The 13,341-nt window shown below is 67.8% G+C and carries 12 protein-coding genes and 1 pseudogene; 6 read left to right on the plus strand and 7 right to left on the minus strand.

Annotated features, from left to right (window positions below; all coding sequences use genetic code 11):
• Window positions 1-166 precede the first annotated feature (166 nt).
• Window positions 167-1,441 carry an AlkA N-terminal domain-containing protein gene (locus AB0L70_RS41490; RefSeq protein WP_363692445.1) on the plus strand — a complete coding sequence of 425 codons (1,275 nt, stop codon included), beginning with the start codon at window positions 167-169 and terminating at the stop codon, window positions 1,439-1,441.
• On the opposite strand, the gene AB0L70_RS41495 is transcribed toward AB0L70_RS41490, so the two are convergent.
• Entirely contained in the window at window positions 1,420-2,169 is a 750-nt protein-coding gene (locus AB0L70_RS41495; protein ID WP_363692446.1) for an isocitrate lyase/phosphoenolpyruvate mutase family protein, read from the minus strand. The two genes, AB0L70_RS41490 and AB0L70_RS41495, sit on opposite strands and share 22 nt — an antisense overlap.
• The gene (locus AB0L70_RS41500) at window positions 2,166-2,450 is read right to left on the minus strand and encodes an antibiotic biosynthesis monooxygenase (protein ID WP_363692457.1); all 285 of its coding nucleotides are present in this window, start codon (window positions 2,448-2,450) and stop codon (window positions 2,166-2,168) included. The genes AB0L70_RS41495 and AB0L70_RS41500 overlap by 4 nt, the downstream gene beginning before the upstream one ends.
• A 176-nt stretch (window positions 2,451-2,626) precedes the next feature.
• Between AB0L70_RS41500 and AB0L70_RS41505 the strand changes: the two genes are divergently transcribed.
• Window positions 2,627-3,421, plus strand: coding sequence for a methyltransferase domain-containing protein (locus AB0L70_RS41505; protein WP_363692447.1), 795 nt, complete (start codon window positions 2,627-2,629; stop codon window positions 3,419-3,421).
• On the opposite strand, the gene AB0L70_RS41510 is transcribed toward AB0L70_RS41505, so the two are convergent.
• From AB0L70_RS41510 to AB0L70_RS41525, 4 genes are all read right to left on the minus strand, one after another.
• Window positions 3,418-3,792: a VOC family protein gene (locus AB0L70_RS41510; RefSeq protein WP_363692449.1), complete on the minus strand. Its 375-nt coding sequence runs from the start codon at window positions 3,790-3,792 to the stop codon at window positions 3,418-3,420. The two genes, AB0L70_RS41505 and AB0L70_RS41510, sit on opposite strands and share 4 nt — an antisense overlap.
• A 25-nt stretch (window positions 3,793-3,817) precedes the next feature.
• A complete protein-coding gene (locus tag AB0L70_RS41515) occupies window positions 3,818-4,636 on the minus strand; it encodes a TrmH family RNA methyltransferase (RefSeq protein WP_363692450.1) in 819 nt (272 codons plus the stop codon).
• Window positions 4,637-4,652: 16 nt separating this feature from the next.
• Window positions 4,653-5,828: a hypothetical protein gene (locus AB0L70_RS41520; RefSeq protein WP_363692451.1), complete on the minus strand. Its 1,176-nt coding sequence runs from the start codon at window positions 5,826-5,828 to the stop codon at window positions 4,653-4,655.
• A 67-nt stretch (window positions 5,829-5,895) separates the two neighbouring features.
• A complete protein-coding gene (locus tag AB0L70_RS41525; RefSeq protein WP_363692452.1) occupies window positions 5,896-6,894 on the minus strand; it encodes a LacI family DNA-binding transcriptional regulator in 999 nt (332 codons plus the stop codon).
• Between the two features lie 177 nt (window positions 6,895-7,071).
• On the opposite strand from AB0L70_RS41525, the gene AB0L70_RS41530 reads away from it, so the two are divergent.
• From AB0L70_RS41530 to AB0L70_RS41545, 4 genes are read left to right on the plus strand one after another with little or no spacing between them, the layout of a single operon-like run.
• Window positions 7,072-8,925, plus strand: coding sequence for a beta-L-arabinofuranosidase domain-containing protein (locus AB0L70_RS41530; protein WP_363692453.1), 1,854 nt, complete (start codon window positions 7,072-7,074; stop codon window positions 8,923-8,925).
• A 1-nt stretch (window position 8,926) separates the two neighbouring features.
• Window positions 8,927-10,237, plus strand: coding sequence for an extracellular solute-binding protein (locus AB0L70_RS41535; protein WP_363692454.1), 1,311 nt, complete (start codon window positions 8,927-8,929; stop codon window positions 10,235-10,237).
• Complete coding sequence (locus AB0L70_RS41540; RefSeq protein ID WP_363692455.1) at window positions 10,234-11,172, plus strand: sugar ABC transporter permease; 939 nt, start codon at window positions 10,234-10,236, stop codon at window positions 11,170-11,172. The genes AB0L70_RS41535 and AB0L70_RS41540 overlap by 4 nt, the downstream gene beginning before the upstream one ends.
• A gap of 7 nt (window positions 11,173-11,179) precedes the next feature.
• Window positions 11,180-12,010: a carbohydrate ABC transporter permease gene (locus tag AB0L70_RS41545; RefSeq protein WP_363692456.1), complete on the plus strand. Its 831-nt coding sequence runs from the start codon at window positions 11,180-11,182 to the stop codon at window positions 12,008-12,010.
• 981 nt (window positions 12,011-12,991) lie between these two features.
• On the opposite strand, the pseudogene AB0L70_RS41550 reads toward AB0L70_RS41545, so the two are convergent.
• Window positions 12,992-13,341 (minus strand): annotated as a pseudogene (locus tag AB0L70_RS41550) (hypothetical protein); the annotation flags it as partial.

Below are 13,341 nucleotides of genomic sequence, written 5' to 3' on the forward strand. Positions count from 1 at the left end.
GGCGCACTGGAGCAAAGGCCACGATGGAAAAACATCGAGGCCTTCACTCCAGCACGCCGAGGCACCGCACCGAGCACCTGCTCGCTACGGCGCTGGACCATCAGACACGCCCTGGAACTGTCGGCGGCCCGGGGTAGCGTGGCCGAATCGTGATGGGGGTGGAGTGATGACGACGTACTCGGCGGTGCGTACGACGGGGATCTATTGCCGGCCGGGCTGTGGCGCGAAGCCACTCGCCGAGAACGTGCAGACGTTCGAGTTGCCGGCCGCGGCGGAGGCGGCCGGGTATCGGGCCTGCCTGCGCTGCCGGCCGTATCGGGTGGCAGGGACGGTCGCGGACGAGGCGCCCGAGCTGGTCTGCCGGGCGGTGCAGCTGATCATCGCCGGCGTGCTCGACGAGTCGGGGGAGGCTGCGCTCGGTGCGCGGCTGGGGTTGTCGGCGCGGCATCTGCGCCGGATGTTCAACGAGCATCTGGGCGTCACGCCGGATCAGTTCGCCCGGTCGCGACGGGCGCACTTCGCGCGGCGGCTGCTCGACGACTCCGACCTCGGGATCGCGGAGATCGCGTTCGCCGCCGGGTTCGGCAGCCTGCGCCAGTTCAACCGGGCGATGCAGGAGATCTTCCGGGCCAATCCGCGCGAGCTGCGAGACCGACGGCGTAAGACGGATCGGCTGATCGCCGATGGGGGACTCGTGCTGCGGTTGCCCTACACACCGCCGTACGACTGGGACGCGATGAGCGCGTTCCTCGGCGAGCATGCGATCCCTGGTGTGGAGTCGGTCGAGGACGGCATCTACCGGCGGACGATCTCCCTCGACGGTGATCCCGGTCTGCTCGAGATCGGCCCAGGCGGCGCCGATCACCTGCTGCTGCGGGCTCATTTGCCTTACTGGGAAGGCGTGATCCACGTCGTGGACCGGGCCGCCCGGTTGGTCGGCGTGGAATCCGAGCCGGTCCTCGCCCGCGCCCTCTTGTCCGAGGATCCCGCGATCGGTCCGCTGATCACGGCCCGCCCCGGCCTCCGCATTCCCGGCGCCTGGGGCCCGTTCGAGACGGCCGTCCAGGCAGTCGTCCGTGATCAGGTCCCGACGGACGCGTACGACGTACTCCGCAAACTCATCGAGGTCTACGGGCTGGCGGTTCCTGGGCTCGGCCACGGCCTCACGCATGCGTTCCCGGGGCCGGAGGCCTTGACGGGTGACGAGCTGGTCGGACCGCTCGCGCAGGAAGTTGCTGCTGGCAACATCTTGCTGGACGGTGGCGAGGACACCGACGAGCTGGTCCGTTCGCTGGCCGCGGTGCCGGGCGTCAGCACCAAAGCCGCACACCAGGTGGCGATGCGGCTTGGTGCTCGTGACGCCTGGCCCCTCGACGGCGAGTCCGAGCACCTGCGTCCGTGGCGCTCACTCGCTGCACTTCACGTCCTGAGCGCCTCGTAGGTGCCGCTCGACAACAACTCCTTGGTTGCAGCCGTCGCGACCGCATAAGCAGCACTGGTGATCGCCGGACCGACACTGATCCGCGTGACGCCGAGTGCCGCGAGCTCGGCGACCGAGGGAGCACCCGGACCGACCATCACGTTCAGAGGGAGCGGTGACTCCTTCACGAGCCGCTCGATCGTCGCCGGGTCGACAACTCCCGGGACGAACAGCACGTCCGCGCCGGCTTCGGCGTACGCGTTGGCTCGCTCGGCCGTGCCCGTGCCGTCACCGAAGAGATAGGTGTCGGTCCGGGCGTTGATCACCAGGTCGACCCCTGCGGCGACGGCCGCTGCGCGAGCCGCCACGATCCGGGCTGCGTGCACGGCGGGATCGTCGAGCACGTGACCCGTGCTGTCCTCGAGATTGATGCCGACGACACCGACTTCGAGGACGGCGGTCACCGTCGCTGCCACATCGTCGTACCCGGCCTCGATGTCGGCCGTGACAGGGATCGTCACCGCGTCGACGATCGACCGCAGTGCGGCCACCGCCGTCGCGCGGTTCAGACCGCCGGCATCCTCCACCCCGAAGGCCCAGGAGACGCCCGCGCTCGTGGTCGCGATCGCGGCGGCACCAGCCGCTTCGATCACACGAGCCGAGCCGGCGTCCCATGCGTTCGGCAGGACCAGCGGCGGCTGCGCATGCAGCTCGCGCAGCCGCCGGACCAAATCGGCCTGGCTGGTCACAGGCTGACCAGCAGTTCGTGGTCGATCTCGACGAACTCGACGATCAGGTTCGCGAACTGACCCGCGATCAGTTCCTTGTACGCCGCCGATCCGGTGTGCTCGTCGTACGCCGCCTGGTTCGCGAAGTGCTCGACGAACAGCAGGTAGTCCGGGTTCGCCGGGTCGCGGTAGACCCGGAACGACAGCGTGCCCTCCTCGACGCCCGGACCGCGCGGCGCGAACTCGCGGACGAGCTCCTCGGCCGCCGCCTGATTGCCGTCCTTCAACTTGATCGGAAACACCTTTGCCAACACTTGATCCTCCTGAGGGTTTGTCTCTTGCTCCACAAGATTCGCGCCTGCACCCGGCCCGGGTCTGGCCATATTCGGTCATGTCCATGCGTCCATTATTCAAGACGATATGTCTCATTCAGCAAGATTCTGAGTTAGCGTGATCGTCATCGGCAAAGGAGCCTGAGATGAAGAACGTGTACACGCACGGCCACCACGAATCGGTACTGCGCTCACACACCTGGCGCACCGCGGAGAACTCGGCCGGCTACCTCCTTCCGCACCTGCGGCCCGGCATGTCGTTGCTGGACGTCGGCGCCGGCCCGGGCACCATCACCGCGGATCTCGCCCGGCTCGTCGAGCCCGGCCGGACCACCGCGCTGGAAGCGACCGAGTCCGCGCTCGACATCACCAGGGCGACGTTCACCGACCTCGACGCCAAGGTCGAGTTCGTGGTCGGCGACGTCCATGCACTGCAGATCCCGGACGACACGTACGACGTCGTGCACGCGCACCAGGTCCTGCAGCATGTCGCGGATCCGGTCCAGGCGCTGCGGGAGATGCGGCGGGTCTGCAAGCCCGGCGGGATCGTCGCGGTCCGCGACTCCGACTACCACGGCTTCGTCTGGTACCCGGCGCTGCCCGAACTGGACGAGTGGATGGCGCTGTACCAGCAGATGGCCCGCGCGAACGGCGGTGAGCCGGATGCCGGCCGGCGACTGCTGTCGTGGGCCCTCGAGGCCGGCTTCGAGCAGGTCGACTCGACGGCGACCAACTGGACCTTCAGCAACCCGGAGGACCGCGCGTTCTGGGGTGGCATGTGGGCCGACCGGATCCTGAAGTCAGCCCTCGCCGACCAGGCCCGCGCGGCCGGCGTTCCTGAGGAAACCCTCACCGGAATCTCCGAGGCCTGGCAGACCTGGACCGACCGCCCCGACGGCTGGATCTCCATCCTGCACGGCGAGCTCATCTGCACCGCCTAACCAACAGACGCCAAGACCACCAGGTACCCATCGGGGTCCCGTAGCCAGAGTTCGTCGTGATCGGCGTTCGGGTTGTGGTGGACGTCGGTCTGCACCGTGGCGCCCAGAGCGCGGGCCCGCGCGGCCGCCGCGGTCAGATCGTCGGTCTCGAACCACACCGCGACCCCGTTCCCCAACGGGTGCGACGGATCCCCGAACGTCCCGTGGTGATGCCCGACGTCCAGCTTGTGCAACTGCATCACCAGTACGCCGTCAACCACGAGCCGCTCGTATTCCGGTCCGCCGTGCGCACTCTCGGCGCCGAGCACCTCGCAGTACCAGGCGCTGCTCTTCTCCACGTCGTTCACTGCGATCAATGTCTGTGGCCTCATGCGGATGACGCTAGGCCGCGCAGGGCTAGCGGGTCTTGAAGGAATGGGAGCGCTGGCGAGAGATCTCGTAGAGGACCGCGGTGGCGGCGTTGGCTGCGTTCAGGGAGCTGGCGGAGCCGGTGATCGGGATCCGGACGAGTTGGTCGGCGGACTCTTTCCAGGCCGAGCTCAGTCCGTTGGTCTCGTTGCCGATCAGGAGAAGCGTCGGCTGGGTGAAGTCGAAGTCGAAGACATCCACGGACCCGTGCTCATCGGTGCCGACGACCACGATCGGTACGGCGGAACGTCGTACCCACTCGAGCACTTCCCGATGCGACGGCACGCGTACGGCGGGAACTCCGAAGAGGGACCCAGTGGTCGCCCGGACCGTCTTCGGGTCGTAGACGTCGGCCGCATGCCCGGTGACGATCACGCCGTCGGCGCCGAACGCATCCGCGGACCGGATGATCGAGCCGACGTTTCCGGGACCGGTCGGCCGGTCGAAGACCACGCCGAGGAATTCCGGTCCGACCGGGATGCGGTCGAGGTCGTCGGCCGGTATCTCCAGCACCGCGATGAGCTCGGGCGCCGCATCCTCCTTCTCGCCGAGCTCGGCCAGGAGTTCGGGCTCCATCGCGACGCGCTCGACCCCGGGCAACCGCTGCAACAGGTCCTGCGCCCAGCGCGACAACGGCCGGGACGCGTCGGTGATCACCGTCCGCACCGGCCATCCGTTGTCCACGGCAACCGAAATCGGCCGCACGCCCTGGACCAGGAACTCACCGGCCCGCTGCCGCTTGTTCCGATTGGTCAGCGTCGCCTGCCAGACCTGGAACCGGGCATTCCGAGCGGAGATCCGTTGCACGTCACCACCCTAGACGTCAGTGTCCGCGGCGCCGTCGAACCCTCCGCACGAACCCCCACAGGATCAGCGCCGGCAGCCAGAGCGCGAGCAGCCACGGGAGCCACCACCAGGTGGATCCGCCGTCCTGCTTCGGCTGCTCGTCCGCCACCAGCGGTCGCGCGGATGTCGACCAGGCCAGGAATGCATCCCCAATCGGCAGCGCCCCGAACAGGTACCGCTTCGTTTTCAGCCCAGTGAGCGGAAGGCCGAGTAGCTCGCCCTGCCGCGTGAGCCGGTCGGCGAGCGGATCGTGCTGGACCCGCGCCGCGCCGATGGCAACGACGGTCGCGGACAGACTCATCCCGAGGATCAACGGTCCGGAGTCGACATCGCCCGTACCGCCGACACCCTTCGGATACTCGCGTACGCCGACACTGGTGACGAACCGCTCTTTGAAGAGCTTGTACTGCGACTGCGCGAACGCCGGGTCGACCTCGACCAGGAACCGCTGGATCAGGCCTTGCGACGACGCCCGCGCGCCGACCACCTGGGGCACGACCTGATGCGGCAGCAGACCGGTCGCCGGATTCAGCTGCTTCTTCGATGCCGCCACCCAGTTCGTCGCGATCTGGCCGAACCGAGGTGCCACCAGGTCGTCGTACAGGCGGAGCGAGGCGATGGCGACGATCGAGTCGACCGGCCAGGCCTGGCCGGGGTACGAGGCGAGGAACGGGGTCTTCGAGGTTCTGAACGCGGTCGCGATCTCGACGGACTCGCTGCTGAACTTGTCGATCTCGGCCGCGTCCGAGTGTTTGAGCGAGATCAGCCCACCGCGCAGCCAGTTGACCCAGCCGGCGTAGAAGACGCCGTACTGCGGCTTGAGACTGGCGTCGAAGGGTGCGGTCCCGTCGGCGGACTCGAGCCGGTTGAGGGCCCAGCGCGCCTCGGCGTCCGCATCGACGGACCGGGCGGGATCGGCGAGCCCGACCTGGACCCAGGTCAGGCCGTAGAGCACGTTGAGGAAGAAGTACCCCTCCGGGTACTGCTGCTGCGCGGCGCGGTCGGCGCCACCCTCGATCTCGGCACGCAGGAACGCCAGTTGTTTCACTACGCCGCTGGTGGGATCGGTCCGTGGAAGAACCAGACGCGCGGTGCCCACCCCCGCCACCAGCGTGGCGATCACCGCCACGCCGATCAGGAGCTTGCGCAGCACCCGACTCAAGTTAGTCGGAACGGGCAACCAGCGGCAGTCCTGCAAGCGACTATCCGGTGACTGAGATTCAGGTCCCCAATGTGGACTCGCGAGTAACCAGTCGGGTGGGCATTTCCAGCAGGCCGGGGTGGGGTGAGCCGGCGATCGCGTCGAGCAGGAGGTTGGCCGTACGGCGGCCCAGTTCCTCGAGTTCGAGGTCGACGGTGGTCAGCGGCGGGCGGCTGGAGAGGGCCATCACCGACCAGTTGTCGTAGCCGGTGACCGCGATGTCGTCGGGCACCGAGCGGCCGAGTTCGCGGAGGCGGTCGCAGACCCCGCGGGCGATCTGATCGCTACCGCAGGAGATTGCGTCGAGGTCGGGCGTCGTACGCAACAGAACGTCGACCGCGTGCCGGCCCCACCGCTCGCTCCACTCACCATGCATCGGCTCACCGGCCAGCGCATCCCCGGCAGTCTCGATCGTCGCCGCAGCGCGGTCGCGGGCCGTCTGATGGCTCTCCGGTCCGGTGACGTGGGCGATCCGCTGCCGACCGAGCGACAGCAGGTGCCGAACCGTCGATGCCGCACCGCCGTGATCGTCCACCACCACCGAGCTGTCGGTGGGATCGGTCGACGGGCTGAACGCGTAGATCACCGGAATCGGTACGTCGATCGGCGCGCGCGGCTCGGTTCGCCGGCCGGTCACGATGATCCCGTCCACTCGTCGCGAAACCAGCGAGCGCAGGTAGTGCTGCTCGCGGAGGGGATCGTCCCGGGTGTCGCACAGTACGAGCGCCATCTCGCCCGCGCTCAACGCGTCCTCGGCGCCGAGCATGATCGGGATGCTGAACCGGCCGGAGCTGTCGGTGGTGATGAGCCCGACCGTGAAGCTCCGGCCGGATGACAGAGCCCGGCCCCGGCTGTCCGGGGTGAACCCGAGCTGCTCGGCGGCCCGCCGTACGCGTTCTCTGGTTTCCTCGCGGAGCTGACCGGTGTCGTTGAGCGCCTTGGACGCCGTGCTCGTGGAGACGCCGGCCAGAGCCGCCACATCCGTGATCCGTGGCAGAGCGGGCCCCCTCGACGCCATCGCACCTCCACCCGGACATTCCGGCGGTTTCCGGAAGTTTCCGCAGACATTACCGCAGATCCTCACCTGAGTCCGGATGTCGCCACGCCCAGCTCTTGACCAAGTGCCGTCAGCTCTCTAGCTTCAATCAGGAAAACGTGTTCCGGATTTTCCTAATCTTCCCAGGAGTCACGCCCTATGACGGAAGCAGTCACCACCTCCCTCAGCCCGGCCGCCGCGACCCGCGGGCACTGGCAGCCCCTCGGCCTCGGCCAGTCGAAGATCACCGGCGGCTTCTGGGCACCGCGCCAGCTGCGCAACGGCGAGAGCGCGATCCCCAGCGGTCAGGACCAGCTGGAGACCGCCGGCAACCTGCAGAACCTGCGGCTCGCGGCGGGTATCGGCGAGGGCGAGGCGATCGGTCCGGTCTTCGCCGATTCCGACGTCTACAAATGGCTCGAGGCCGCCGCCTGGGAGTACGGGCGCAACCCGAGCGACGACCTGCTCAAGCGCATCCGCGACCTCACCGCGGTCGTCGCCGCCGCGCAACGCGAGGACGGGTACCTCGACTCGGTCGTCCAGCTCCGGTTCGGCGACGAGGGCCGCTACCAGCAGCTCGTCTGGAGCCACGAGCACTACTGCGCCGGGCATCTGATCCAGGCCGCCGTCGCCCAGGTCCGCTGTACCGGGGACCGCGCACTCCTCGACGTCGCGATCAAGCTCGCCGACCACCTGGTCGCGACCTTCGGCGACGGCAAGACCGTGGATGTGGACGGCCATCCAGTGATCGAGATGGCCCTCGTCGAGCTGTATCGAGAGACCGGTACGACGGCCTATCTCGACCAGGCCAAGTGGTTCGTCGACGCCCGCGGCCACGGGATCATCAAGAACCACGGCCACGAGCCGGCGTACTTCTCCGACCGCGTCCCGGTCCGCGAGGCGACGTCGGTAGAGGGCCACTCGGTCCGCGCCGTCTACCTCGCCGCCGGAGCGACCGATGTCGCCCTGGAGACCGGTGACACCGATCTGCTCGATGCGCTGAAGCGGCAGTTCGAGCACATGTGGTCGACGAAGACCTACGTCACGGGCGGTCTGGGCGCGCGCTGGGAAGGCGAGGCCTTCGGCGACGAGTACGAGCTGCCCGCCGACCGTGCGTACGCCGAGACCTGTGCGGCAATCGGCGGGATCCAATGGGCCTGGCGGATGCTCCTCGCGACCGGTGAGGCGTCGTACGCCGATGCCCTCGAGCGCATGCTCTACAACGGATTCCTGGCCGGGGTGTCGTTGAAGGGGTCTGAATACTTCTACGTCAACCCACTGCAGTTGCGCGGCGGCGCACTCGCGGACAACGGGCGCAGTCCGGCGCACGGCCGGCGCGGGTGGTTCGACTGCGCGTGCTGCCCGCCGAACATCATGCGTACGCTCGCCAGCCTCGACGGCTACCTGGCGACGACCGGCGGGGATGCGGTCCAGATCCATCAGTACGCCGCGGGGACGATCGTCGCCGGCGACGTCACGCTGACCGTCGACACGGCATACCCGTGGGACGGCGCGGTCCACATCTCCGCGAGCGCACCTGTTGCTTTGGAGTTGAGGATCCCGGCCTGGGCCGGGGGCGCGACCGTGAACGGCTCGCCGGTGGAGGCAGGGACCTACGCCCGGGTGGAGGCCGACGCTGTCGACCTGGTGCTGCCGCTGGCGACTCGCGTGGTGGGTGCCGATCCGCGGGTTGACGCCGTACGAGGTTGTGTCGCACTCGAACGTGGGCCACTCGTTTATGCCGTCGAACAGGCGGATCACGACGCCAACGTCGACGATCTTCATCTGTTGCCTGAGGCATCGGTTGCGGCCGAGCACGTCGACGGGCTGCTCGACGGTGTCACCGTGCTCCGCACACGGGGGCGGAGCGGGACCGGACATCAGCCAGGCTGGTCGTTCACGCCGACGGCCGCTGATCAGGTCGGCGACGAGGTCGACGTGGTCGCAGTCCCGTACTACGCGTGGGCGAACCGTGAGATCGGTGCCATGCGCGTCTGGCTGCCCAGGGCCTAGCGTGTTCACCCGGCGGAAGTTCCTCGGCCTGACGGCTGCAGCCACCGCGGCCGGCGCCGTCCCCGGCTGCAGTTCGGTCCTGCCCGAGCCTGACGTCCAGGCGGCGGGTTTCGGGCAGGACGCCCGTGGCACCGTGCAGGTGTGGTGCCGGGCGGCGACGCAGACCGGTCTGACCGACCTGGTGAAGAAGTTCAACGCGTCCCAGGACCGGCTCACCGTCGAGCTGACGCCGGTCCTGGATGCGCAGTACGTGACCAAGCTGGCGACCGCGATCCGCGGCCGGAGCGTGCCGGACCTGGTCGACATCGACGACATCAACTCGATGCTGTTCATCTACCGGGACGCGTTCACCGACCTGACCGAACCCCTGCAATCACTGGACTTCCGGGACAAGCTCAGCCCCGGCCACCTCCGGCTCGCGACGAAGGACGAGCGGGTGTTCGGCGTTCCGTACCTCGCGGACAACTCGATGTTCTGGTTCAACACCGAGCTGTGCGACCGTGCGGATGTCGACCCGGACGAGGCGATCAAGTCGTTCGACAACCTGCTCGACGCGGCCCGGAAGCTGCGCAAGCTGGGTGACGACATCTACGCGTGGAGCTTCCCGGCGAACAGCCCCGGTGCGCTCGGCTTCGTCGTACAGCCGATGATCTGGGCGGCGGACACCGATCTGATCAAGGGCACCATCGGTGCGCAGTCCGGCGACATCGTCGGGAACGACGTGGTTCAGCGGATGCTCGAGCTGCACCGGCAGCTGTGGGTGGACGGATTGGTGCCGCGGGCAAACTTCTCCGACGACGCGTCGCGCTGGGGGAGTGACTTCCGGGCCGGCAAGATCGGCATCTTCCCGTCCAACTACAGCGTCGTCGTGTCGCCGTCCGACGATGCCTTCCACAAGAAGCTCGCGCCGCGGCTGCTGTCCGGGCCGGACGGCGGTTCGGCGTTCTTCGACGGTGGCGACAACATGTGCATCCCGCGCGGCGCCCGAAACGCGTCGGGTGCTTGGGAGTTCGTGCGGTTCGCGCTGGACCTGCCGCAGCAGATCGACCTGCCGGCCGGTGGTTACACGCCGGTCCGGTCGGACGCTCGTACTCCTGAATTCGCCAAGAAGTATCCGCTGGCGACGCTGCCACTGGAGCGGATCGAAGAGGGGTACGCGCCGACCACGCTGTCCTACAACCTGCTCTACAACCAGCCGGACGGTCCATGGCTGCAGATGTTCCGCCGGGCCGTGTTCGACGGCGAGCTGGAGGCCGCCATGAAGGAAGCACAGCAGAACTACGACCGGATCCTCCGTCAGGGGCAAGCATGAGCACCGGCGTACGAGACGCCCGCCTTGCGCCGCCCGCTGCGGCACCTGCACGGCGGACTGGACGTGGCTCGCTCACCCATCCCTCGCGGACCGGCCTGCTGCTGGTGACTCCCGCCGTACTGTTCGTCGCGGTCTTCGTGCTGGTCCCATTGGCCTTCGCCGTGGTGATCTCGCTGACCAACTGGCCGCTGATCGGCACGGTCAAGTTCACCGGGCTGAAGAACTACACCGCGATCGTCTCCGACGCCGCCTTCGCGAAGTCCGTCCTCTACACCTTGCTCTACACGCTGATCGTCACCGTCCCGATCCTCGTCCTCGGCTACGCGCTGGCAGTCCTGGTACGACGCAAGCGCCGCGGCTCGACGGTCTTGCGTACGGTCTTCTTCCTGCCGTTCGTCGTCGGCCTGTCCACGTTGAGCTTCGTGACCATCCTGGAAGCCCAGCCGGACAGCGGCGCGATCAACATCATCCTGCGCAAACTCGGCATCACCGACGGTACGACGGCCTGGCTGGTGGACGGGCCACTCGCGACCGGACTGATCTGCGTACTGGTGATCTGGGGTGTCAGCGGGCTGACCATGATGCTGCTGATGGCAGGGATGCAGGCGATTCCCCGCGAGTACTACGAATCGTCACAACTGGACGGCGCCGGCTGGTGGCGGACGGAGTGGGAGATCACCATCCCGGTACTGCGCCCCACGATCGCGATGGCGGTGATCATCTCGGTGGTCGGTTCGCTGCTCGCGTTCACGCAGTTCTACATCCTGACCCGCGGCGGGCCGGGTACGGACACCACCACGGTCGTCCAGTACATCTACAACCGCGCCTTCGTCCAGCTGCAGCTCGGTGCCGCGACCGCGCTGTCGATCGTGCTGGTGATCGTGGTCGGGCTCGTCACCGCGGCCCAGTTCTGGCTGCTCCGGGAGAGGGACTGACTCAACGATGAGACTGAAGAACACGCTGTACGTCGTCGGCGGTGGCGGTGCCTTCCTGGTCTTCGCCGTACCGTTGCTATGGGCCCTCTTCCGCTCGGTCCAGCCGAACGACGTGATCGTCGCGGCACCGGACGGATCCACGTTCTTCCATCTGACCTGGGACAACTTCCGCACGCTGATCGAAGGCCCGGGTAACTTGATCCGGGCTGTGGGCAACAGTTTGATCGTTGCCCTGAGCACCGCGGTGCTGACCGCCGTACTGGCGACTTTCGCCGGCTACGGGTTCGCCCGGTTCCGGTTCCGGAGTGCGCCGTTGCTGTTCGCGCTCGTGGTGGTGTCGATGATGATCCCGTTCCAGGCGATCCTGACTCCGCTGTACCTGGAGATGAACGTCCTCCGCCTGACCGACAGCCTGCTCGGCCTGGTTCTCTTCTACACCACCGTCAACCTCCCGTTCGGCGTCTTCGTGATGCGAAACTCCTTCGCCTCCGTCCCCGTCGAACTAGAAGACTCCGCCCACGTCGACGGCTGCGGCACCCTCCGCATGATTGGCTCCGTCCTACGCCCCTTGGTCACCCCCGGCGCCGCGACCGTAGCCCTCTACGCCTTCCTGGCTGCGTGGACCGAATTCCTAGGCGCCCTGACCTTCCTGACCAAAGACGAGCTCTACACGTTGCCGGTCGCCCTGGTGAACGTCCAAGCCGGCGCCTATGGCGAGGTCAACTTCGGCTCCCTGGTAGCTGGCGCAGTAATAGCCATGATCCCCTGCGTAATCCTCTACATAGCCCTACAACGCTTCTACGTAACAGGCCTAGCCACCGGAGCCGTAAAAGGCTAGCTCCGGCCCCCACTCGACGCCTGCCCCTCCGTCCCGCCCACTCCGCGCACTCCCACTCAGGCTCACCCGCTACCGCGCTTCCTCCACCGACGGGGCCCGGAGGAATGTGGCCATGTGAGCTCACACCCGGGTAGGAGTGCGAGCGACCATGCCCAAGGTGGGCGAGATCACGCGAACTCACCCAGGTGGCCGGATGCATAGCCCACGCGTGCTCCAGCCGCGGGCGAGTGTGACCAGGTGAGCTCACCGTGTGGCCGGGTGCATGGCCCACGCGTGCTCCAGTCGCGGGCGAGTGTGGTCAGGTGAGCTCACCGTGTGGCCGAGTGCATGGCCTACGGGTGCTCCAGTCGCGGGCGAGTGTGGTCATGTGAGCTCACCGGGTGGCCGGGTGCATGGCCTACGGGTGCTCCAGTCGCGGGCGAGTGTGGTCAGGTGAGCACCTGGGTGGGCGTGTGTTGGACCCACGCGCGCTCTGGTCGCGGGGTGGTGTGGTGTGGTGGGGAGAGTTCACCCAGGGAGGCGTGCCTACCAACCCAGGCGTGGTTCCACGTCCGGTCCTATGTCGCGCCCGCCGAGCGTGCTCCACCACCCGCTCAGGTTCGTGCGCTGCTGTGTTCGTCATCCGCCTGGTGGTCGCGGGCGATTGTGGTCAGGTGAGCTCACCTGGGTTGGGCGTGTGATCTACGCAGGCGTGCTTCGGTTGCGGGCGGTGTGGTCAGGAGGCGTCCCCTGGGCGGCGTGTGCACATAACGCACGCGTGGTCAGCGTCCGCTCGTACGTCGCGTCCGCGGTGCGCTCCCCATCCACCCGGGTTTGCGGGGTACCGCGCTTCAGAGTGATCGTCCAGTGGTCCAGGGATAGAGGTGGTCATGTGGGCTCACTCGGGCGGGCGTGTGTTCGACCCACACGTGCTCCGGTCGCTCATCCGTCGCGAGGCCTGCGAGCTCCCATCCGCCAAGTGGGCGCGCCACCACGCTTCATTTAACCCAAGGGTGGTTCCGGGCAATGCCAGCAGGCGAGATCACCCGCGCGCCCGAGCACGCCACCCGAGCACGTCACCGGGCGCGGTTGGAGCGGGCTCGGATGAGGTGATCCCGGTTGGGCCGGGCTCAGTTGGGCAGGGCTCGGTTGGGCAGGGCTCGGGTCGTCGGCGGCGCGCTCGGCCTGGTCTTCGGTGTGGGGTGGGCTTTGGTGCGGTGGAGTCGGTGGGAGTAGTTGCAGGTGGGGTGGTGGGTTGGCCCAGGTGGGGCGGGTGACGTGGACTTTGCCGTTGGTGATGGTGATGGTCCAGTGGCCGGCGTGGAGGGCGGTGTGGTGGCGGCGGCAGATGA

Origin of the sequence: Kribbella sp. NPDC051952 (assembly GCF_040680855.1) — a bacterium.
Lineage (GTDB): Bacteria > Actinomycetota > Actinomycetes > Propionibacteriales > Kribbellaceae > Kribbella.